Below are 18,485 nucleotides of genomic sequence, written 5' to 3' on the forward strand. Positions count from 1 at the left end.
GCGTGGCGACCCTGTTGCGCATTGTGATCGACCCGGTGGGGGCGTGGCCGAATCCGTGCGGGGACGTGCGCCCCGTACCAGTACGCTGGCTCTTCGTGTCCGAATCGAACGTGTCCACCGATGTGGTGGAACTGCTGAGCGGCTTCCCCGTGGCCGACGATCTGGCCCGGCGGTTCGCCGCCGCCGGCCACCGGCTGTACCTGGTCGGCGGCAGCGTGCGGGACGCCCTGCTGGGGCGGCTCTCCAGCGGGTTCGACCTGGACTTCACCACCGACGCCCGGCCGCCCGCCGTGCAGAAGCTGCTGGCCGGGTGGGCGGACGCGGTCTGGGACACCGGCATCGCCTTCGGCACGGTCGGCGCGACCCGGCACGGGCAGACCGTCGAGATCACCACGTTCCGCGCGGACGCCTACGACGGCGTGACCCGCAACCCGGAGGTGACCTTCGGCGACACCGTCGAGGGCGACCTGGTGCGCCGGGACTTCACCGCCAACGCGATGGCGTTCGACCTCGTGGCCCGGGAGCTGGTCGACCCGACCGGCGGGCGGGCGGCGCTGGCCGCGCGGGTGCTGGACACCCCGGCGACGCCCCAGGAGTCGTTCTCCGACGACCCGCTGCGGATGCTGCGCGCCGCCCGGTTCGTGTCGCAGCTCGGGTTCACGCCCGCGCCGCGCGTGGTCGACGCGATGACCGCGATGGCGGACGAGCTGGCCCGGATCACGCCGGAGCGCGTGCAGGTGGAGCTGTCCAAGCTGCTCACCGGCGCGCACCCGCGCGCGGGCGTCGAGCTGGTGGTGGCCACCGGGCTGGCCGACGTCGTGCTGCCGGAGCTGCCCGCGATGAAGCTGGAGATCGACGAGCACCACCAGCACAAGGACGTGTACCACCACTCGCTGGTCGTGCTGGAGCAGGCGATCGACCTGGAGGACACCCCCGAACCGGACCTGGTGCTGCGGCTGGCCGCGCTGCTGCACGACATCGGCAAGCCGGACACCCGGCGGTTCGAGGAGGGCGGCGGCGTCTCGTTCCACCACCACGAGGTGGTCGGCGCGAAGATGGTCCGCAAACGCTTGCGGGCGTTGCGGTACTCGAAGGAGATCGTCGAGGACGTCGCCCAGCTCGTGTACCTCCACCTGCGGTTCCACGGCTACGGCTCGGGCGAGTGGACGGACTCGGCGGTGCGCCGGTACGTGACCGACGCCGACCACCTGCTCTCCCGGCTGCACAAGCTGGTGCGGGCCGATTCGACCACCCGGAACCGCCGGAAGGCCAACGCGCTCCAGCGCACCTACGACGAGCTGGAGCGCCGGATCGCCCGGATCGCCGCCGAGGAGGACCTCCGCCGGGTGCGGCCGGACCTGGACGGCAACGAGATCATGCGGCTGCTCGGCCTGCCGCCGGGACCGCAGGTCGGGCGGGCGTGGAAGTTCCTCAAGGAGCTCCGGCTGGACCGGGGACCGCTGGACCACGACGAGGCGATCACCGAGCTGCACGCGTGGGCGCGGTCGGAGGGAATCGAACCACCCGGCTGACTGATGGCTGAATCACCCGCTTTCCGTTAGCCAAGTGACACGCAGTTGCGGGACCATGACTGTGTGCGTCGGACGCACACTGGGGGTGGTTTCGGGTGAACACGTGGGGACTGTCGACCGAAGGCGTGACGCGGGAACAGGGCCTGGCCGCGCTGAGCGACCAGCAGCGGGCCGTGCTGCGCTGCCTGGCGAGGGGGCTCGCCGACCACGAGATAGCGCGCGTGCTGGCGGTGAGCCACCCGCACGTGGGACTGGTCGTCACCGAGATCCTGCGGGCGCTGAACCTGCGCGACCGGATGGCCGCCGTGGTCTTCGCCCACGAGACGGGGGTCATCCGGCTGCCGGTGCCGGGCGCGCTCGGCTAGCGCCGCCGCGCCAGTGCCAGGTAGGCGACCGCGCCGACCAGGTAGGTGAACGCGGCGGCGATGATCAGGCCGGGTGAGCGGCCGTCCAGGGGGACGACGGCGGCGGCGGCCGAGATCGCCACGACCTGCACGATGTTGAACAGCGTGTCGTAGAGGGCGAACACCCGGCCGCGGACCTCGTCGCCGATGTCGCCCTGCACGGACGCGTCGACGCACAGCTTCACCACCTGGCCCGCGAAGGTCAGGAAGAACGACGCCGCCAGGATGGTCGGCAGCACCATCGGCAGGCCGAGCGCGAGCTGGGCGGCGGCGGCCAGGCCGAGCGCGCCGCAGATCGCGCCGGAGCGGCCGAACAGAGCCACCAGCCGGTCGGTCACCAGGCCCGCGAGCAGCAGGCCCGCACCACCGGCGAGGGCCACCTCGCCGAGCCCCGCCAGGCCGGCCCGGAACGGGCCGAAGTCCTCCAGCCCGTTGCGCATCAGCAGCAGGGTGAGCAGCAGGGACGCGCCGAACGCGGCCCGGTGGGCGAGCAGCCCGGCCAGCGAGGCGGCCACGGCGGGCGCGCGCCAGGCGGCCCGCCCGCCGTCCAGCAGGCCCATCGCGACGGCGGTCACCGTGCGGCTCGGCTCGTCCACCTCGTCCGGGCCGAGCGCGCCCCGGCGGAACCGGGCCGCCAGGAACGCCGCGACCAGCGGGCCGACCACCGCGCACGCCGTGGTCCAGGCCGAACCGCCGTCACCCTCGCCGAACAGCCCGCGCAGGCCGACCGCGCACCCCGCGCCGAGCACGGTGGTGAGCGACCCGAGGGTGGTGACGAAGGCGTTCGCCTCGACCAGGTGGTCCGGTCCGACGACGTGCGGCAGCGACGCGGACAGGCCGGAGCCGACGAACCGGCTGACCCCGGTGACCAGCAGGGCCGCCGCGTACAGCGGCACGCCGTCCAGGCCGGCCCCGACGGCGGCGGCCGTGACCAGGATGAACACCGCGCGGGTGAGGTTCGCCACGAGCAGCACGCGCCGCCGGTCCCAGCGGTCCAGCAGCGCGCCCGCGAACGGGCCGACCACCGAGTACGGGAGCAGCAGCACCGCGAACCCGGCGGCCACCGCCAGCGGGTCGGCGTGCCGCTCGGGGTTGAACAGGACCGCACCGGCCAGTCCGGCCTGGAACACGCCGTCGCCCCACTGGCCCGCGAGCCGCGTGGTGAAGAGCCTGCGGAAGTCCGCGTTCGCCAAGAGCTTCCGGGCACCGAGGTGGTGCTTCGCCGTGGCGGGACCGGCAGTCGTCACCCGACGACTCTAAGCCTTGCCCACCGCGAAGGCCGGACCCGTGCGGGTCCGGCCTCCCCGGGTCGGACGCCCGGTCGCCTCTCGGCGGGTCGCGCTGCGCGGCTCCAGCCGGACGGTATTCCGCGAAGGCGGTTTATGTTGGGCCCGGGGGACTCGATGGCGTCCGACGGTTGGTGCAACGACCACGGTAACCCGGATGTTCCGCTCCCGGGGTGATCCGGGTCGTCTGGGATCATGGTCCCCGTGCGTCCTGATGCGGAAGTCGAACCGGGTTCCCTGCTGGTCGCGGCAACGAGCCTGACCGACTCGAACTTCCGCCGCACGGTGGTCTACGTCATCGACCACCGCGGCGAGGGGACCCTGGGCGTCGTGCTCAACCGGCCCAGCGAGGTCGCCGTGCACGACGTGCTGCCCGCGTGGGGGCCGCACGTGACCCGGCCGCAGGCGGTGTACATCGGCGGGCCCGTGGAGCAGAAGACGGCGCTGTGCCTGGCGGCGCTGCGCACCGGCGAGGACCACCGGTCGATCGAGGGCGTGGTGAACGTGCACGGCCCGGTCGCGCTGATCGACCTCGACTCGGACCCGGACGCGCTGGTCGCCAGGGTGCGCGGGCTGCGGGTGTTCGCGGGCTACTCGGGGTGGGGCGACGGCCAGTTGGCGGGCGAGATCGAGCGCGGCGACTGGATCGTGGTCCCCGGCCTGCCCGACGACGTGCTGTCCCCGCCGAACAGCGACCTGTGGGGCCGGGTGCTGCGCCGCCAGGGGATGCCGACGGCCCTGCTGGCGACCTTCCCGACCGACGTCCGCCGCAACTAGCGCACCGCGCCCGCTTCTCCCCCGACGACGACGAACGGGCCGTCGTCGTGACCGGCCTCGTCCGGACTCCGCTCACCCTGGTCGTGCTCGCCTCGGCCGCCGACCCGGCCACGGGTGGGGCGTCCCGGTAGCCCGCTCGCGGACGTCGCTCAGGCGCGCTGGAGGACGCCGCACGCCCCGGCGCACGCGCAGCCGCCGCAGCCGGAGGTCTCGGGCTCGGGCAGGGCCTCGGCCGCGCGGTGGCCCAGGACGCCGCCGGCACCGGCGATCACCAGCGCGCCGACCAGCCCGATCAGGCCGACGACCAGCGCGGTCGACGGGTCGACCGCGACCACCGCCGCCGTGACCAGGGCGATCGCGCCCGCCACGACGGTGGGTACCGCGGCCACCTTGTTGGCGAGGGTGAACGCCTCGTCGTCACGCAGCGTGGCCTTGCTGCGCACCCCGAAGAACCTGTTCCGGGGGAGCCGACCGCGCATCCCCAGGACGCCGACGGCCCCGAGAGAGCCACCGACCAGCCCGAGCACCACAAGCAGCACGATGTTCACGCCGTCGAGGGTAAGCGCGGGCGTCGACCCCGGGCGAACCAGGTCCGCTGAACGGTGTCACCCGACTGACGCTATCGCGCGGATCACCGCACCGGCAGGCTCGGCACCATGAGATCTCGATCTTGGCTGGCCGCCGTGGCGCTGGTCGTCGGCACCGTCGCCGCCACCACCCCGGCGGCTGCCGCCGCACCGCAGGCCCGGTACCTCGGCCACGCGACGCTCCCCCACAAGTCGTTGTTCCAGAACACCACGGTCGGCGGCCTGTCCGGCATCGACCGCGACCCCCGGACCGGCGAGTACGTCCTGATCAGCGACGACCGCTCGAACATCGACCCGGTCCGGATCTACACCGCACGGCTGGACGTCGACGCGACCGGCGTGCACGACGTGGCGCTGACCGGCACCACGCCGCTGCGCGGCCCGGACGGCGGCACGTACCCGGCGAACGCCGTGGACCCCGAGGACGTCCGGGTCGACCCGCTGACCGGCGACTACTGGTGGTCCCAGGAGGGCAACCGGGCCGCGACGCCGGTCCAGCCGTCGATCCAGCGCTCCACCCGCGCCGGCGCGCACCGGTCCACCCTCCCGCTGCCCGCGAACTACGCGATCACCCCGGACGCGGGCCCGCGCGGCAACCGCGCCCTGGAGGCGATCACGTTCGACGCCGCCGGCGGGCTGGTGACCTCGATCGTGGAAGGCCCGCTGCTCCAGGACGGCGAGGAGTCGACCGTCGACCGGGGGTCCCTGGCCCGGATCACCGTGCAGACCAGGTTCGGCCACGTGCTCTCCCAGCACGCCTACCCGCTGGAGCCGCTCTTCGCCGCACCCGAGCCCGGCCCGTGGGGTCCGGACACCGGCGTGCCCGCGATCCTGGCCGACCCGCGCCACCCCGGCCACTACTTCACCCTGGAGCGGAGCTGGGTGCCCGGATCGGATTACAAGGTGCGGCTCTACGAGATCGACCTGTGGGGTTCGACCGACGTGAAGGGGGTGGCGAGCCTGCGCGACACGGCCGCGAAGCCGGTGCGCAAGACGCTGGTCGCCGACCTGGACGACTTCCCGCTGCCGCTGATCGACAACGTCGAGGGCCTGGCCTGGGGCCCGCGCCTGCCCTCCGGTGAGCGCACGCTCGTGCTGGTCGCCGACGACAACTTCGCCGCCGAGGAGGTCACCCGGTTCATCGCCCTGGCGGTCCGCTGAGGCCGGGCCGGGACGAGCGCGGCCTCGGCGTCGACTGCTACCGTTGACGTCATGAGCACGGCCCGCCTGCTCCTCAGCTAGCCGCGCGGACCCACACCAGGGTCGGCGCGGCAACCCCTCATGCCTGTCCTGGGCTGGGGGGTTTCGTCTTGCCAGGGGCCGGCAACCGAAGGGAAACCCAGATGAGCACCGACGCGTCCGAGACGCCCGCGTTCCGCTACACCGCCGAGCTGGCCGCCGAGGTCGAGCAGCGGTGGCAACGGGAGTGGGAGGAGCGCGGGACGTTCCACGCGCCCAACCCGGTCGGGCCGCTCCGGGGCGAGGTGCCCGCCGACAAGCTGTTCGTGCAGGACATGTTCCCCTACCCGTCGGGCGCGGGCCTGCACGTCGGCCACCCGCTGGGCTTCATCGGCACCGACGTGTACGCCCGGTACCACCGGATGACCGGCCGGAACGTGCTGCACACGATGGGTTTCGACGCCTTCGGCCTGCCCGCCGAGCAGTACGCCGTGCAGACCGGGCAGCACCCGCGCAAGACCACCGAGGAGAACATCCGGACCTACCTGCGGCAGATCCGCCGGGTCGGCCTGGGCCACGACGAGCGCCGCCGGATCTCCACGATCGACCCGGGCTACTACAAGTGGACCCAGTGGATCTTCTTGCAGATCTTCAACTCCTGGTTCGACGACCGGGTGCGGAAGGCGCGCCCGATCGCCGAGCTGGAGGCCGAGTACGCGGCCGGCGCGCGGCCCACCCCGGACGGCCGGCCGTGGGCGGAGCTGACCGGTGCGGAGCGGCAGAAGGTGCTGGGCGGCCACCGCCTGGCGTACCTGTCCGAGGCACCGGTGAACTGGTGCCCCGGCCTGGGCACCGTGCTGGCCAACGAGGAGGTCACCGCGGACGGCCGCAGCGAGCGCGGCAACTTCCCGGTGTTCCGGCGCTCGCTGCGCCAGTGGATGATGCGGATCACCGCCTACTCCGACCGCCTGATCGACGACCTGGACCGGCTGGACTGGCCGGAGAAGGTCAAGTCCATGCAGCGCAACTGGATCGGCCGCTCGCACGGCGCGCGGGTGCGGTTCGCGGTCGGCGGGCACGACGTCGAGGTGTTCACCACCCGCCCCGACACGCTGTTCGGCGCGACCTACCTGGTGCTGGCCCCCGAACACCCGCTGGTGGACGGGATCGCCGCCCCCGACCGGGTGGACGCGATCGCCGAGTACCGCCGCGCGGTGGCCCGCAAGTCCGACCTGGACCGCCAGGAGAACAAGGAGAAGACCGGCGTCTTCACCGGCGCGCACGCGGTCAACCCGGCCACCGGCGCGGAGATCCCGGTCTACGTCGCCGACTACGTGCTGATGGGCTACGGCACCGGCGCGATCATGGCGGTGCCCGGCCAGGACCAGCGGGACTGGGACTTCGCCACGGCGTTCGACCTGCCGATCATCCGGACCGTGCGGCCGGCCGAGGGCTTCGAGGGCGAGGCGTACACCGGTACCGGCCCGGCGATCAACAGCGGTTTCCTGGACGGCCTGGACGTCGCCGAGGCCAAGAAGACCGTCATCGCCTGGCTGGAGGAGCACGACCGCGGCGAGGGCACCGTGCAGTTCAAGCTGCGCGACTGGCTGTTCTCCCGCCAGCGGTACTGGGGCGAGCCGTTCCCGATCGTCTACGACGAGCAGGGCACGCCGATCGCGGTGCCCGAGTCGATGCTCCCGATCGAGCTGCCCGACGTGGACGACTACTCGCCCCGCACGTTCGACGCGGAGGACGCGAACTCGGAGCCGTCGCCGCCGCTGTCCCGCGCGGACGAGTGGGTCGAGGTCGAGCTGGACCTGGGCGACGGGCCGCGCAAGTACCGCCGCGAGACCAACACCATGCCGAACTGGGCGGGTTCCTGCTGGTACCAGTTGCGGTACGTGGACCCGACCGAGACCGAGCGGTTCGTCAACGCGGAGAACGAGCGCTACTGGCTGGGCCCGCGCACGACCGAGCACGGCGCGGACGACCCGGGCGGCGTCGACCTGTACATCGGCGGCGTGGAGCACGCCGTGCTGCACCTGCTGTACGCCCGGTTCTGGCAGAAGGTGCTGTTCGACCTGGGCCACGTGTCCGGTGACGAGCCGTACCGGCGGCTGTTCAACCAGGGCTACATCGAGGCCTACGCCTACCGCGACGAGCGGGGCGCGCCGGTGCCGGCCGAGCAGGTCGAGGAGCGCGGCGGAAAGTACTTCTTCGAGGGCGCGGAGGTCAAGCGCGAGTACGGCAAGATGGGCAAGAGCCTGAAGAACGTCGTGACGCCGGACGACATGTGCGACCGGTACGGCGCGGACACCTTCCGGCTGTACGAGATGTCCATGGGCCCGATGGACGTGTCCCGCCCGTGGGCGACGAAGGACGTCGTCGGCGCTCAGCGGTTCCTGCAACGCCTGTGGCGCAACCTGGTCGACGAGGAGACCGGCGCTCCTCGGGTCACCGACGAGGTGCCGGCCGAGGACGCGGTGCGGTTGCTGCACAAGACGATCGCGGGTGTGCACGACGACTACCTGAACCTGCGCTACAACACGGCGGGCGCGAAGCTGATCGAGCTGAACAACTTCGTCACCAAGCACTTCCCGGGCGGCGCGCCGCGCGCGCTGGCCGAGCCGCTGGTGCTGCTGCTGGCCCCGCTGTGCCCGCACGTGGCCGAGGAGCTGTGGGCGAAGCTGGGGCACCCGGAGTCGTTGGCGCACGGGCCGTTCCCGCGTGCCGAGGAGAAGTACCTGGTGGAGGACACCGTCGAGTACCCGATCCAGGTCAACGGCAAGGTGCGGGCCCGGGTCGTGGTGGCCGCGTCGGCGTCGGCGGACGAGGTGAGGGCGGCGGCGCTGGGTGAGCCGAAGGTGGCCGAGCTGCTGACCGGCGAGCCGCGCAAGGTGATCGTGGTGCCGGGCCGGCTGGTGAACGTGGTGCTGTGACCCCGCTCGCGGCGCGCCGTCCACCGCGGGCGGTGCGCCGCCGCCGGGCGGGGTCCGCGCGGCGGGCCGTCAGCGGCTGTCGAAGCCCATCTCGCCGATGAGCTGGGCGAGCATCGAGTCGAACAGCGGCTCGGGGTTGGCCACCGCGAACGGGAAGCGCCCGAAGACCTCCAGCGCGACGTGCCCGTAGAGCCGCACCCAGGACTGGGTGATGTGGTAGACCGCGCTGAGCGGCAGCAGGTCGCCGTCGGCCGGGATGCCGCGCGCGCCGACCGCGTCGATCAGGACCCGCTGGAACACCTCCAGGTCCGAGTGCAGCGAGTCCGGCACGTGCTCGCCGTGGTCGTGCGGCACGCGGTGGCTCGCGATCAGCCGCCCGGCGACCTCCAGGAAGACCCGGCCGAACTGGTCGCCGACCTGCCCGCGCCCGTCCGGACCCGGACCGCGCGCGCCGAGCGCGGTCTCCGTGGACGCGAACACCAGCGCGAACTCCTGCGGGTGCGCCAGCGCCCAGTGCCGGAAGCCCCGGCACACGGCGTGGACCTGCGCGGTCACGTCGTCGTCCGGGATGCGGGCGAGGCCGTCGTTGAGCTCGGCGGCGAGGTCGGTGCAGATGTCGTCGGCCAGGTGGTGCAGCAGGTCTTCGCGCGAGTCGTAGTACCGGTAGAGCGCCGGGGCGGTGATGCCGAGCTCCCGGGCGATGGCGCGGAGGGTGACGGCGTCCCGGCCGTGTGCCACGAGCAGGGCACGCGCCTGCCGACGAATGTCACGCTCCGTCTCCGCGCGCAGGCGTTCACGGCGGGTGGCCTCGGTCATATGTCACCCCATCGGGTTGTCCGCGGTGTTCACCGGTTGTACGGTCGGCCCAGACTTCGGTGAACGGTGTTTACACAGTTCACACCATTCACGCCACCGTAACGCATCAGCTTGGGAGGACGCGTGTTCGCGAACTGGGGATCGCTGGCGTACCGCCGCCGATGGGTGGTGCTGATCGCGACGGTGGTGCTGGCGGTGGCCGGCGGGGTGTGGGGGCTCGGCGTCTTCGACAAGCTCAGCCAGGGCGGTTACGACGCGCCCTCCAGCGAGTCGGCGCGCGCCAACCAGGTGGCCCAGGACGCGTTCGGCCGCCAGGGCGGCGACGTGATCGTCGTCTACGACACGGTGGACGAGGCGGCCCTCGGGAGGATCTCCGCGCGACTGGCCGAGCTGCCGCAGGACGCGGTGCTCCAGGTGCAGCCGCCGTTCCCGTCGCCGGAGGCCGGCAAGTCGCTGGTCGCGATCACGTTGCGCGGCACCGACTCCAACACGCACGTCAAGCAGTACGAGCAGATCGCCGACCAGCTCCGGGTCGACGGCGTGACGCAGCAGGTCGGCGGCCTCGTGCCGACGCAGAAGGCCATCAACGACATGTCGTCCTCGGACCTGACCAAGGCCGAGGCCGTGTCGCTGCCCATCGTGCTGGTCCTGCTGGTGATCATCTTCGGCGGCCTGGTCGCCGCGTCGCTGCCGGTCGCGGTGGGCGGCCTGACGATCATGGCCTCGCTCGGCGTGCTGCACGCGGTGTCGCTCGGCACGGAGGTGAACTCGTTCGCCGTCAACGTCGCCAGCCTGCTCGGGCTGGGCATGGCGATCGACTACGGGTTGTTCATGGTCGGCCGGTTCCGGGAGGAGCTGGCCGCCGGGCGCGGCGTCGAGGCCGCCGTCAAGCGGACCGTGCTGTCGGCCGGCCGCACGGTGGCGTTCTCGGCGACGCTGCTGGTGATCGCGCTGGCCGGGCTGCTGCTGTTCCCGCACGGGTTCCTCAAGTCGCTCAGCTACGGCGGCATGTCGGCGGTCGCGATCGCCGCGCTGGTGTCGCTGACCCTGCTGCCCGCGCTGCTCGGCGTCCTCGGCCACCGGGTGGACAAGCTGGGCGTGCCGTGGCGCGGGAACAGGACGCCGTCCGAGGAGGGCTGGCGGCGGTTGGCCGGCCGGGTCATGAAGCGGCCGTTGCTGTTCGCGCTGCCCATCGTCGGCGTGCTGGTGGCGCTCGCCGCGCCGTTCCTCGGCGTGCGGTTCGGCGAGGTCAGCGAGAAGGTGCTCCCCGAGGGCAACGCCGCGCGAGTGGCCGCCGAGACGATCAACCGGGACTTCGCCGGGCTGGCGTCCGGCGGGATGAAGATCGTCCTCACCGGCGACCCGTCGCCGGCCGACGCCCAGGAGTTCCTCGCGCGGGTCGGTGACGTGCCCGGCGTCGGTGACGTGCGGTTCGCCGCCGAGCCCGAGAACGGCGTGTGGCTGCTCAACGCCGGTCTGGAGCAGGACCAGCTCTCCGACGAGTCCAAGCGGGCGTTGCGGGACGTCCGCGCGCTCGCCCCGCCGGGGTCGGGCGAGGTGCTCGTCGGCGGGAGCACGGCGATGGTCTCCGACAGCCTGGACGCCATCGAGGACAAGCTGCCGTGGATGGTGCTGCTCCTGGTCGGCGCGACGTTCGTGCTGATGTTCCTGGCGTTCGGCTCGATCCTGCTGCCCGTCAAGGCGGTCGTGATGTCGGCGCTGTCGCTCGCGGCCACGTTCGGCGTGCTGGTGTGGGTGTTCCAGGACGGCCACGGGGCGTCGCTGCTCGGCGTCACGCCCGCCCCGCTGGAATCCGGGATCGTGGTGCTGATGGCGGCCATGGTGTTCGGCCTGTCCACGGACTACGAGGTGTTCCTGCTGTCCCGCATGGTCGAGGCGCGCGGTCGCGGCGCGACCACCGAGGAGGCGGTGACGACGGGCCTGGCGAAGACCGGTCGGGTGATCACCGCCGCCGCGCTGCTGCTGATCATGGTGACCGGGGCGTTCGCGTTCTCGCAGGTCACCATGATGCGGTTCGTCGGCGTCGGCATGATCCTGGCGCTGGCGCTGGACGCCACGGTGGTGCGGATGCTCCTCGTGCCCGCCGTGCTGAAGCTGCTCGGCGACGCCGCGTGGTGGGCCCCCGGACCGCTGCGGCGGATCCAGGAGCGGATGGCGATCCACGAGGACGCGCCCCCGGTCGAGGAGGAGAAGGTGCCCGCCCGGGTCTAGCCCGGCGAGGGCTCGAACGCGACGGTCGCGGCCTCGAAGCCGCGACCGTCGCCGTCCAGCCCGCTCAGGTGGAACGTCGCCAGCACCGAGTTGTCCGCGCTGTCCAGCACGGTCGTGGTCTTGCCGCCGGCCAGGAAGACCCGGCGGTCGCCGGGCGCGATGGCCAGGCTCTCCACGTCCACGTCCACGTCCAGCGTGGTCGTGGACCCCTTGGTGGTGTCGAGCACGACCACGGACCGGTCCAGCGCCACGTACACGTGCCTGCTGTCCGGGGTCACCGCGACGCTGCCCGCGCCCTGCCCGATCGGCATGGACCACACCGCCTTGCGGGTCTTCGCGTCGATCGCGGTGATCGTGCCCGGCCTGTCCCCCAGGTGCAGCGAGCTCACGTAGACCTCGCCGCCGTCCGGCGCGACCGCGACGTGCTGCGGCAGCCCGCCCACCTCGACCGTGCCGATCAGCGTGGTGGACTTGGTGTCCACCACGCTGACCGTGCCGTCCTGCGCGTTGGCCACGTACAGCTCCTCGCCGTCCGGGGTGATCGCGATGCCCTGCGGCTGCCTGCCCACCCGGATCGTCGCCACCAGCCGGAACGGCTCCGGCTCGATCACCGCGACCACGTCGCCCCCGGTGACGTACAGGCGCTGCCCGTCCGGCCGCAGCACGGCCTGCGCCAACTGCGCGCCGGTGTCGATGCGGCCCACCACACCGGCACCGGGCGCGACGGCGGTGATGTCGCCCGCCCGGCCGTTGACCACGAAGACCCGCCTGCCGTCCGCCGACACGGCCGCGCCCGTCGTCCACGCGCCGGTGTCGTCGTGCGAGAGGACCGAGCCGGTCCGGGTGTCCAGCACCTCGACCAGGCCGTCGTGGGAGACCAGGTACGCCCGCTGGACCTGGTCGCCGGCCACCGGGACCACGACGGGCGCGGGGGTCTGGTAGGCGAGCGTGCAGCAGACGACGAGCAGTACCGCGATGCCGAGGACCGCTCGCTTGGTGGACATGCACGAATCGCAGCACCGGCCGACGGGACCGGCCACCGTGGTCCTACGGACGAGTGGCTTCTTCGCTGGAACGGGTGATCTGTCCGGCGTGCCGGGTCGACTGCCGCCCGCGACGGCGGGGCGGGCGGCAGCGCGCCACAAGTGTGTCCGACGCCGGTCGCTCGGGGGGCGAAACGACCGACGCCGGACTCCTGCCGGTGCGCTGCACCGGTGGTCTGAACCCCCGCCGACGTAGAACTACCACCAGGTTGACGCAAGGTGGGGGATTTTGGCTCCCGAGTGCTACGAAATCGCCGAAATTCGTCGGGTTGCCACCAGCTTGGCGTAACGGGTGCCCGCCGTCAGCAGGACGAGACCCGCCCCGATGAACGCCAGCACGCGGGCGATGCCGTCGAGCGCGGACAGGTCGAAGAGCAGCAGCTTGGCCACCGCGGCACCCACCAGGACCAGCCCGGCGACCCGCAGCGGCCGGACGTCGATGCCCCGGACCAGCAGCACCAGCGCGGCGAGGGTCCACGACACGGTGACGACCGCGTGGCCGAACAGGAAGCCCGTCGTGGTCTGCGACACCGACAGCGCGCCGCACATCACCACGCCGGCCGCCGCGTAGAGCACGACCAGGCCGATCCCGATCCACGGCAGCGGGTGCCGGTCGAGCACGCCGAGCCGCACCGCGGCCCAGGGCAGCACGACCGCCAGCACCAGCAGGACCGCCGAGGTCAGCAGCCCGGTGACCAGCCGACCGGTGCCGATCAGGTCGGCCTGCTGGACGAGCAGCAGCCGCAGCGGCACCACGTGCGCCACCGCCAGCACGAACCCGACGCCGCCGAACAGCGCCGAACCGAGCAGCGACCCGCGCGAGTGCAACCGGGTGGCCACGACCGCCAGCACCAGCGCCTCACCCAGCACGACCACCGCGCGGGGACTCGCGTCGAGCGCCACCGTCGTGGTGACGAACAGCGCGAACACCCCGACACCCGCCACGCCCGCGGCGAACGGCTTGGGCAGCGACCGCCGGCCGAACACCCACAGCGCGAGCATCAGCACGGCGATCACCGCGGCCAGCCCGGTGGCCCAGGTCCGGTCCAGGACGGCCGTGGTCAGCAGGGCGGGCAGCGGCGAGCCGATCGCCAGGCCGAGCGCCGTCCGGTCGTCCGGCCGGATTCGGGCGGTGAGCACCGCCGACGCCACGCCGACCACGGCGGCGGCCAGCGCCACCCCGGCCAGGACCGCTTGGCCGTCCGTCCGGCCGATGGTGAGCACGGTCGCGAGCAGCGGCGGCACGCCGGCGGTGACGGCCAGCGCCGGCCAGTTCCGCTTGAGATGCACGGGACTCGCGGCCACCTTCAGCACCAGCAGGAACGCCACCAGCAGCGGCGTGAACCCCTGGGTCACCACGGGTGCGCACACCGCGCCCGCGCCGACCACGCCGACCGCGAACGCGACCGAGTTCCACCGCAGGGCGAGCAGCAGACCGCCGGCCGCGACCGCCAGCCCGGCCGCCAGACCGGCTCCCTCGGGCAGGTACTCGTAGATCGAGGTGGCCGCGACGACGTCCAGGTACAGCACCGCGACACCGGTGGCGGCCACCGCGAACGCGCCGGTGCGCGCGGTCTCCGTGCGGTGCAGCCGCAGCGCGGTCCCGATCAGCGCCGCGCCGAGCAGCGCGCCGCCGACCACCCTCGGCACCGGGCCGAGGTAGCCCCGCTGGACGGCGAGGACCAGCAGCATCACCACGCCGAGCAGGGTGACCGCACCGCCGACCCAGGCCAGCAGCTTGCTGCCCGCGCCGGGCTTGCTCAGCCGGTCGAACAGGGTGGGGCCCGGCGGGGGCGGCGGCAGTTGCGGAGGACCGCCCCACGGCATCGGCGGCGCGTGCTGCGGCGTCGGCTGCGGCGCGTTCTGCGGCGCGTGCTGCGGCATCGGCCAGGGCGCGGCGTGGGGTGCGGTGTGGAATGCGGCCTGGTGGGGCCGGCCGGGCGGCGGGTAGGCGGGCTGCCCGTAGCCGGACCCGGTCGCACCGGCCCACGGGGGCGTGACCGTGGGCGCGGCCATGGTCGGCGTCGACACCGGCGTCTGCGTCTGCGGCGTCTGCGTTGGTGTCGGCGTCTGTGTCGTCGTCGGCCCGGCGAGCGCGGCAGGCGGCTGGGTCGGGGTGGCGGCGGTGGACGGGACCGGGGCGGGCTCGGGTGGCGCGGTGGTGTCCGCCGGGTGGGTGCGGACGGCCCGCAGCTCCAAGCCGACCGCTTCCAGTCGACGACCGAGGTGGCCGAGCTCGTCCGCGAGCCTCGTCAGGGGGTCCGGTCCAGTCATGTGACCAGACTCGACGCAAACGGGTGCGTCCGAATCCGTACCTCTACTCAAAGGCGCGTACCGAAGAGGTCACGGCCGGGTAACCGAGGAGGTGCGAGCCGTCCGGTATCAAGGGAGTGTTCGCGGACCACGAGATGGCGCTCGGCGCGTGGCCGAACCGGAGGACGGCGGTGTGCGAGAAGTGACGGTACTGGTGCTGGGCTCGGCCAACGCGGACCTCGTCGTCCCGGTGCCCCGCCGCCCCGGCGGCGGGGAGACGGTCCTCGGCGGCGACACGTCGGTGCTGCCCGGCGGCAAGGGGGCCAACACGGCCGCCGCCGCCGGCCGGCTGGGGTGCGAGGTCGCGCTGGTCGGCGCGGTGGGGCCGGACCAGTACGGGGAGCTGCTCGTGCGGTCCCTCGGTGCGGCGGGGGTGCGGACCGACCTGGTCCGCACCTCGGACCGGCCGACCGGGCTGGCCTACATCACCGTGACGCCGGACGGCGAGAACTCGATCGTCGTCGCGCCGGGCGCGAACTCGGACGTGTCGGAGTCCGATGTGGACGCCCTGTCCTGGGACGGCGTCACGGTCCTGGTGTGCTCGCTGGAAGTCCCGTTGGCGACCGTCGTGCACGGGATCGCGGTAGCGGCCTCACGCGGGGTGCGGCCGGTGCTGAACCTGTCCCCGGTGACCGGCGTCCCGCCGGCGACGCTGGCGCTGCTGGACCCGCTGATCGTCAACGAGCACGAGGCGCTGGAGCTCGCCGACTCGTTCGAGGGCCTGCTGGACCTCGGTCCGCGCTCGGTCGTGGTCACGCTGGGCGCGCGCGGCGCGGCCGTGGTGACTTCGGAGGGCGTGGTCGAGGTGCCCGCGCCGGCCGTGACGCCGGTCGACACCACCGGCGCGGGCGACGCGTTCGCGGGCGCGCTGGCGGCGGGCCTCGCGGCGGGCGAACCGCTCGTCGACGCGGCCCGGTACGCGGCGCGGGTGGCGGCGACGTCGGTGACCAAGCCCGGCGCGCAGCCGTCGTACCCCGGGCCGGAGGAGGTGCTGGCGTGAAGCGGTCGGGCATCCGGCACGCCGCGCCGAACGCCGGACCGGCCCGGCTGGGGCACGCCGACGAGGCCGGGCCGGACGCCGACGTCCTGCCGCGCTGCGGCGTCCCTGCCGACCGGGTGCGGGCCGGCTCCCCGGCGCACGGGTCGTGGGCGGGTTTCGCGCGGTAGCGGAGTTGCCGCAAGTGGCGTTGGCTGTTCACGTCCCGTCGACCCGAAGGGTATGGTCTAGACCATGTCGAGCGCGCGGCTGAGCGGTGTCGGAGTCAGTTCCGGGAGGGCTTCCGGGCCCGTGGTGCGAGTGTCCGAACCGCTGGGTGAACCACCGTCCACACCGGCCCCCGACGACGTGGCCGCCGAGGCCGCCCGCATCCGCCCGGCGGCGGACCTGGTCGTCGAGCGCCTCGTCGCCCGCGCCGCCCAGGTGACCGGCGACGCCAAGGCCGTCCTGGAGACCACCGCCGCGATGGCCGCCGACCCGGCGCTGCTCTCGCAGGCCGAGAAGCTGGTGGCGGACGAGTCGCTGCCCGCCGCGCGCGCCGTGCACCAGGCGGCGGCCGGGTTCATCACCGCGCTGGAGTCCGCCGGCGGCTACCTGGCCGAGCGCGCCCGCGACGTGCAGGACGTGCGCGACCGGTTGGTCGCCGAGCTGCTCGGCGTGCCCGCCCCCGGTGTGCCGGAGCTGTCGTCCCCGAGCGTCCTGGTGGCTCGCGACCTCGCGCCCGCCGACACCGCCGGCCTCGACCCGGCCAAGGTGCTCGCCCTGGTCACCGAGGAGGGCGGCCCCACCTCGCACACCGCGATCCTGGCCCGTTCGCTGGGCATCCCGGCCGTCGTGGCGTGTCGCGGCGTGCTCGCGCTGGACGCCGGCGCGCTGTCCGTGGACGGCGACACGGGCGTCGTCCAGGAGTCGGACGGCACCGTCGTCGCCGCGAACACCGGCGAGAAGGCCGAGTGGAACGGTGTCGGGGTGCTGCGCGACGGCCACCGGGTGAAGGTGCTCGGCAACGTCGGCTCGCCGGGCGACGCCGAGGCCGCCGCCGCCGGCGGCGCGGAGGGCGTCGGCCTGTTCCGCACCGAGTTCTGCTTCCTGTCCGCCACCGCCGAACCGACCGTCGAGGAGCAGCGCACGGCCTACGCGGCGGTGCTCGCGCCGTTCGCCGGCAAGCCCGTCGTGGTCCGCACCCTCGACGCGGGCGCGGACAAGCCGCTGGCGTTCCTGGAGCCCGACCCCGAGCCGAACCCGGCGCTGGGCGTGCGCGGGTTGCGCGTGGCGTTCGACCGGCCCGAGCTGCTGGACCGGCAGTTGGAGGCGATCGCGCTCGCCGCCGGGGACAGCGGCGCGGACGTGTCCGTGATGGCCCCGATGGTCGCGACCGCCGCCGAGGCCGCGTGGTTCGTGGAACGCGCCCGCAAGGCCGGCCTCGACCGGGTCGGCGTGATGATCGAGATCCCGGCGGCGGCCCTGGCCGCCCGCGAGATCCTGGCCGTGGTCGACTTCGTGTCCCTGGGCACGAACGACCTGGCCCAGTACGTGTTCGCGGCGGACCGCCAGGTGGGCGCGGTCGCCGCGCTGAACGACCCGTGGCAGCCCGCCCTGCTCCGGCTGATCAAGCTCGTCGGCGAGGCCGGCACGGAACTCGGCAAGCCGGTCGGCGTCTGCGGCGAGGCGGCGGCCGACCCGCTGCTGGCCTGCGTGCTGACCGGGCTGGGCGTGACCAGCCTGTCCATGAACCACACCGCGCTGGCGGGCGTCGGCGCGAAACTGGCCACGACCAGCTACGACGTGTGCCAGCTCGCCGCACGCGGCGCACTGGCGGCGGCGGACCCGGCCTCGGCGAAGCTCGCCGCCCGCGCACCCCACTAGCCACGCCGCACACGCACGACCCACCACGCACCCTCCACTCCGGACCAGCCGACCTCCCCTGACCGTCCCCGACCGCCGCACCGGCTCACGCTGCTGGTGCGGCGCGTTGGTGCGGCGCTGCTGGGTGCGGCGTACCGGCTCACGCTGCTGGTGCGGCCCTGGTGGTGCGGTGCTGCTGGGTGCGGCGCTGCTGGTGGGTGAGCGGTCAGCGCGAGAACGTGCGCGCGGGTCACTCGTCGCTGCGGGGTCACTCGTCGTTCAGGAGCTTCACCACCTCGACCTGTTCGGTGGGCACTCCGCCGGCGGGTGGCGGTTCGTTCTGCTCGGTCCCGGTCGGCGCGTCCGGTTGCAGCGCCGGCGAGGCGTTCCGCGCACTGTCCCCCGGTGTCGGTGCGTGGTGCTCTGCCATGGTTTTCTCCCCGTGTTGTAGGTCTGCCGACTCCCACGATGCGCGGCCCGCCGAGGTCGCGCCAGGGTCGTCACGCCACCGTGTGACCTGTGCTTATGCCGGCAG

The 18,485-nt window shown here is 73.4% G+C and carries 15 protein-coding genes; 9 read left to right on the top strand and 6 right to left on the bottom strand.

Going from position 1 to position 18,485, the window contains the following annotated elements:
• The first annotated feature begins 95 nt into the window (after nucleotides 1-95).
• On the top strand, nucleotides 96-1,532 hold the full coding sequence (locus tag AB0G01_RS04285; protein ID WP_360939505.1) for a CCA tRNA nucleotidyltransferase: 1,437 nt from the start codon (nucleotides 96-98) through the stop codon (nucleotides 1,530-1,532).
• 95 nt (nucleotides 1,533-1,627) lie between these two features.
• Nucleotides 1,628-1,897 carry a LuxR C-terminal-related transcriptional regulator gene (locus AB0G01_RS04290; RefSeq protein WP_360939507.1) on the top strand — a complete coding sequence of 90 codons (270 nt, stop codon included), beginning with the start codon at nucleotides 1,628-1,630 and terminating at the stop codon, nucleotides 1,895-1,897.
• Here AB0G01_RS04290 and AB0G01_RS04295 read toward each other — a convergent pair.
• On the bottom strand, nucleotides 1,894-3,183 hold the full coding sequence (locus AB0G01_RS04295; RefSeq protein WP_360939509.1) for an MFS transporter: 1,290 nt from the start codon (nucleotides 3,181-3,183) through the stop codon (nucleotides 1,894-1,896). The two genes, AB0G01_RS04290 and AB0G01_RS04295, sit on opposite strands and share 4 nt — an antisense overlap.
• A 234-nt stretch (nucleotides 3,184-3,417) precedes the next feature.
• Between AB0G01_RS04295 and AB0G01_RS04300 the strand changes: the two genes are divergently transcribed.
• Entirely contained in the window at nucleotides 3,418-3,999 is a 582-nt protein-coding gene (locus AB0G01_RS04300) for a YqgE/AlgH family protein (RefSeq protein ID WP_360939511.1), read from the top strand.
• Between the two features lie 149 nt (nucleotides 4,000-4,148).
• Here the strand turns inward: AB0G01_RS04300 and AB0G01_RS04305 are convergent, their stop codons facing one another.
• Nucleotides 4,149-4,547, bottom strand: coding sequence for an SdpI family protein (locus tag AB0G01_RS04305; protein WP_360939513.1), 399 nt, complete (start codon nucleotides 4,545-4,547; stop codon nucleotides 4,149-4,151).
• A 108-nt stretch (nucleotides 4,548-4,655) separates the two neighbouring features.
• On the opposite strand from AB0G01_RS04305, the gene AB0G01_RS04310 reads away from it, so the two are divergent.
• A complete protein-coding gene (locus tag AB0G01_RS04310) occupies nucleotides 4,656-5,747 on the top strand; it encodes an esterase-like activity of phytase family protein (RefSeq protein ID WP_360939515.1) in 1,092 nt (363 codons plus the stop codon).
• A 182-nt stretch (nucleotides 5,748-5,929) separates the two neighbouring features.
• Nucleotides 5,930-8,704 (top strand): leucine--tRNA ligase, encoded by a 2,775-nt coding sequence (gene leuS / locus AB0G01_RS04315; protein ID WP_360939517.1) that lies wholly within the window; start codon nucleotides 5,930-5,932, stop codon nucleotides 8,702-8,704.
• Between the two features lie 69 nt (nucleotides 8,705-8,773).
• Here leuS and AB0G01_RS04320 read toward each other — a convergent pair whose 3' ends face one another.
• Nucleotides 8,774-9,520 (bottom strand): TetR/AcrR family transcriptional regulator, encoded by a 747-nt coding sequence (locus AB0G01_RS04320; protein WP_360939519.1) that lies wholly within the window; start codon nucleotides 9,518-9,520, stop codon nucleotides 8,774-8,776.
• 123 nt (nucleotides 9,521-9,643) lie between these two features.
• On the opposite strand from AB0G01_RS04320, the gene AB0G01_RS04325 reads away from it, so the two are divergent.
• Entirely contained in the window at nucleotides 9,644-11,752 is a 2,109-nt protein-coding gene (locus AB0G01_RS04325; protein ID WP_360939521.1) for an MMPL family transporter, read from the top strand.
• Here AB0G01_RS04325 and AB0G01_RS04330 read toward each other — a convergent pair.
• Together AB0G01_RS04330 and AB0G01_RS04335 are read right to left on the bottom strand one after the other, a co-directional pair.
• A complete protein-coding gene (locus tag AB0G01_RS04330; protein ID WP_360939523.1) occupies nucleotides 11,749-12,756 on the bottom strand; it encodes a YncE family protein in 1,008 nt (335 codons plus the stop codon). The two genes, AB0G01_RS04325 and AB0G01_RS04330, sit on opposite strands and share 4 nt — an antisense overlap.
• Nucleotides 12,757-13,038: 282 nt before the next feature.
• Nucleotides 13,039-15,069, bottom strand: coding sequence for a DUF2339 domain-containing protein (locus AB0G01_RS04335; RefSeq protein ID WP_360939524.1), 2,031 nt, complete (start codon nucleotides 15,067-15,069; stop codon nucleotides 13,039-13,041).
• Nucleotides 15,070-15,241: 172 nt separating this feature from the next.
• Between AB0G01_RS04335 and AB0G01_RS04340 the strand changes: the two genes are divergently transcribed.
• The 3 genes from AB0G01_RS04340 (at nucleotide 15,242) to ptsP (ending at nucleotide 17,971) form a co-directional block, all read left to right on the top strand.
• Nucleotides 15,242-16,108, top strand: a complete 867-nt coding sequence (locus AB0G01_RS04340) for a ribokinase (RefSeq protein ID WP_360939526.1) — start codon at nucleotides 15,242-15,244, stop codon at nucleotides 16,106-16,108.
• On the top strand, nucleotides 16,105-16,275 hold the full coding sequence (locus AB0G01_RS04345; protein ID WP_360939528.1) for a hypothetical protein: 171 nt from the start codon (nucleotides 16,105-16,107) through the stop codon (nucleotides 16,273-16,275). Before AB0G01_RS04340 ends, AB0G01_RS04345 begins: the two co-directional genes overlap by 4 nt.
• Nucleotides 16,276-16,339: 64 nt before the next feature.
• Nucleotides 16,340-17,971: a phosphoenolpyruvate--protein phosphotransferase gene (ptsP, locus tag AB0G01_RS04350; protein ID WP_360939530.1), complete on the top strand. Its 1,632-nt coding sequence runs from the start codon at nucleotides 16,340-16,342 to the stop codon at nucleotides 17,969-17,971.
• A gap of 247 nt (nucleotides 17,972-18,218) precedes the next feature.
• Here ptsP and AB0G01_RS04355 read toward each other — a convergent pair whose 3' ends face one another.
• Nucleotides 18,219-18,380 (bottom strand): hypothetical protein, encoded by a 162-nt coding sequence (locus tag AB0G01_RS04355; RefSeq protein WP_360939532.1) that lies wholly within the window; start codon nucleotides 18,378-18,380, stop codon nucleotides 18,219-18,221.
• Between the last annotated feature and the right edge of the window lie 105 nt (nucleotides 18,381-18,485).

This window comes from Actinosynnema sp. NPDC023587 (assembly GCF_040640215.1).
Taxonomy (GTDB): domain Bacteria; phylum Actinomycetota; class Actinomycetes; order Mycobacteriales; family Pseudonocardiaceae; genus Actinosynnema.

Excerpts from the sequence above, each read along its gene's own strand:
- AB0G01_RS04310 (WP_360939515.1), top strand. The coding sequence starts at position 4,656 with ATGAGATCTCGATCTTGGCTGGCCGCCGTGGCGCTGGTCGTCGGCACC.
- AB0G01_RS04320 (WP_360939519.1), bottom strand. The coding sequence starts at position 9,520 with ATGACCGAGGCCACCCGCCGTGAACGCCTGCGCGCGGAGACGGAGCGT.
- ptsP (WP_360939530.1), top strand. The coding sequence starts at position 16,340 with ATGTCGAGCGCGCGGCTGAGCGGTGTCGGAGTCAGTTCCGGGAGGGCT.
- leuS (WP_360939517.1), top strand. The coding sequence starts at position 5,930 with ATGAGCACCGACGCGTCCGAGACGCCCGCGTTCCGCTACACCGCCGAG.
- AB0G01_RS04335 (WP_360939524.1), bottom strand. The coding sequence starts at position 15,069 with ATGACTGGACCGGACCCCCTGACGAGGCTCGCGGACGAGCTCGGCCAC.
- AB0G01_RS04355 (WP_360939532.1), bottom strand. The coding sequence starts at position 18,380 with ATGGCAGAGCACCACGCACCGACACCGGGGGACAGTGCGCGGAACGCC.
- AB0G01_RS04330 (WP_360939523.1), bottom strand. The coding sequence starts at position 12,756 with ATGTCCACCAAGCGAGCGGTCCTCGGCATCGCGGTACTGCTCGTCGTC.
- AB0G01_RS04300 (WP_360939511.1), top strand. The coding sequence starts at position 3,418 with ATGGTCCCCGTGCGTCCTGATGCGGAAGTCGAACCGGGTTCCCTGCTG.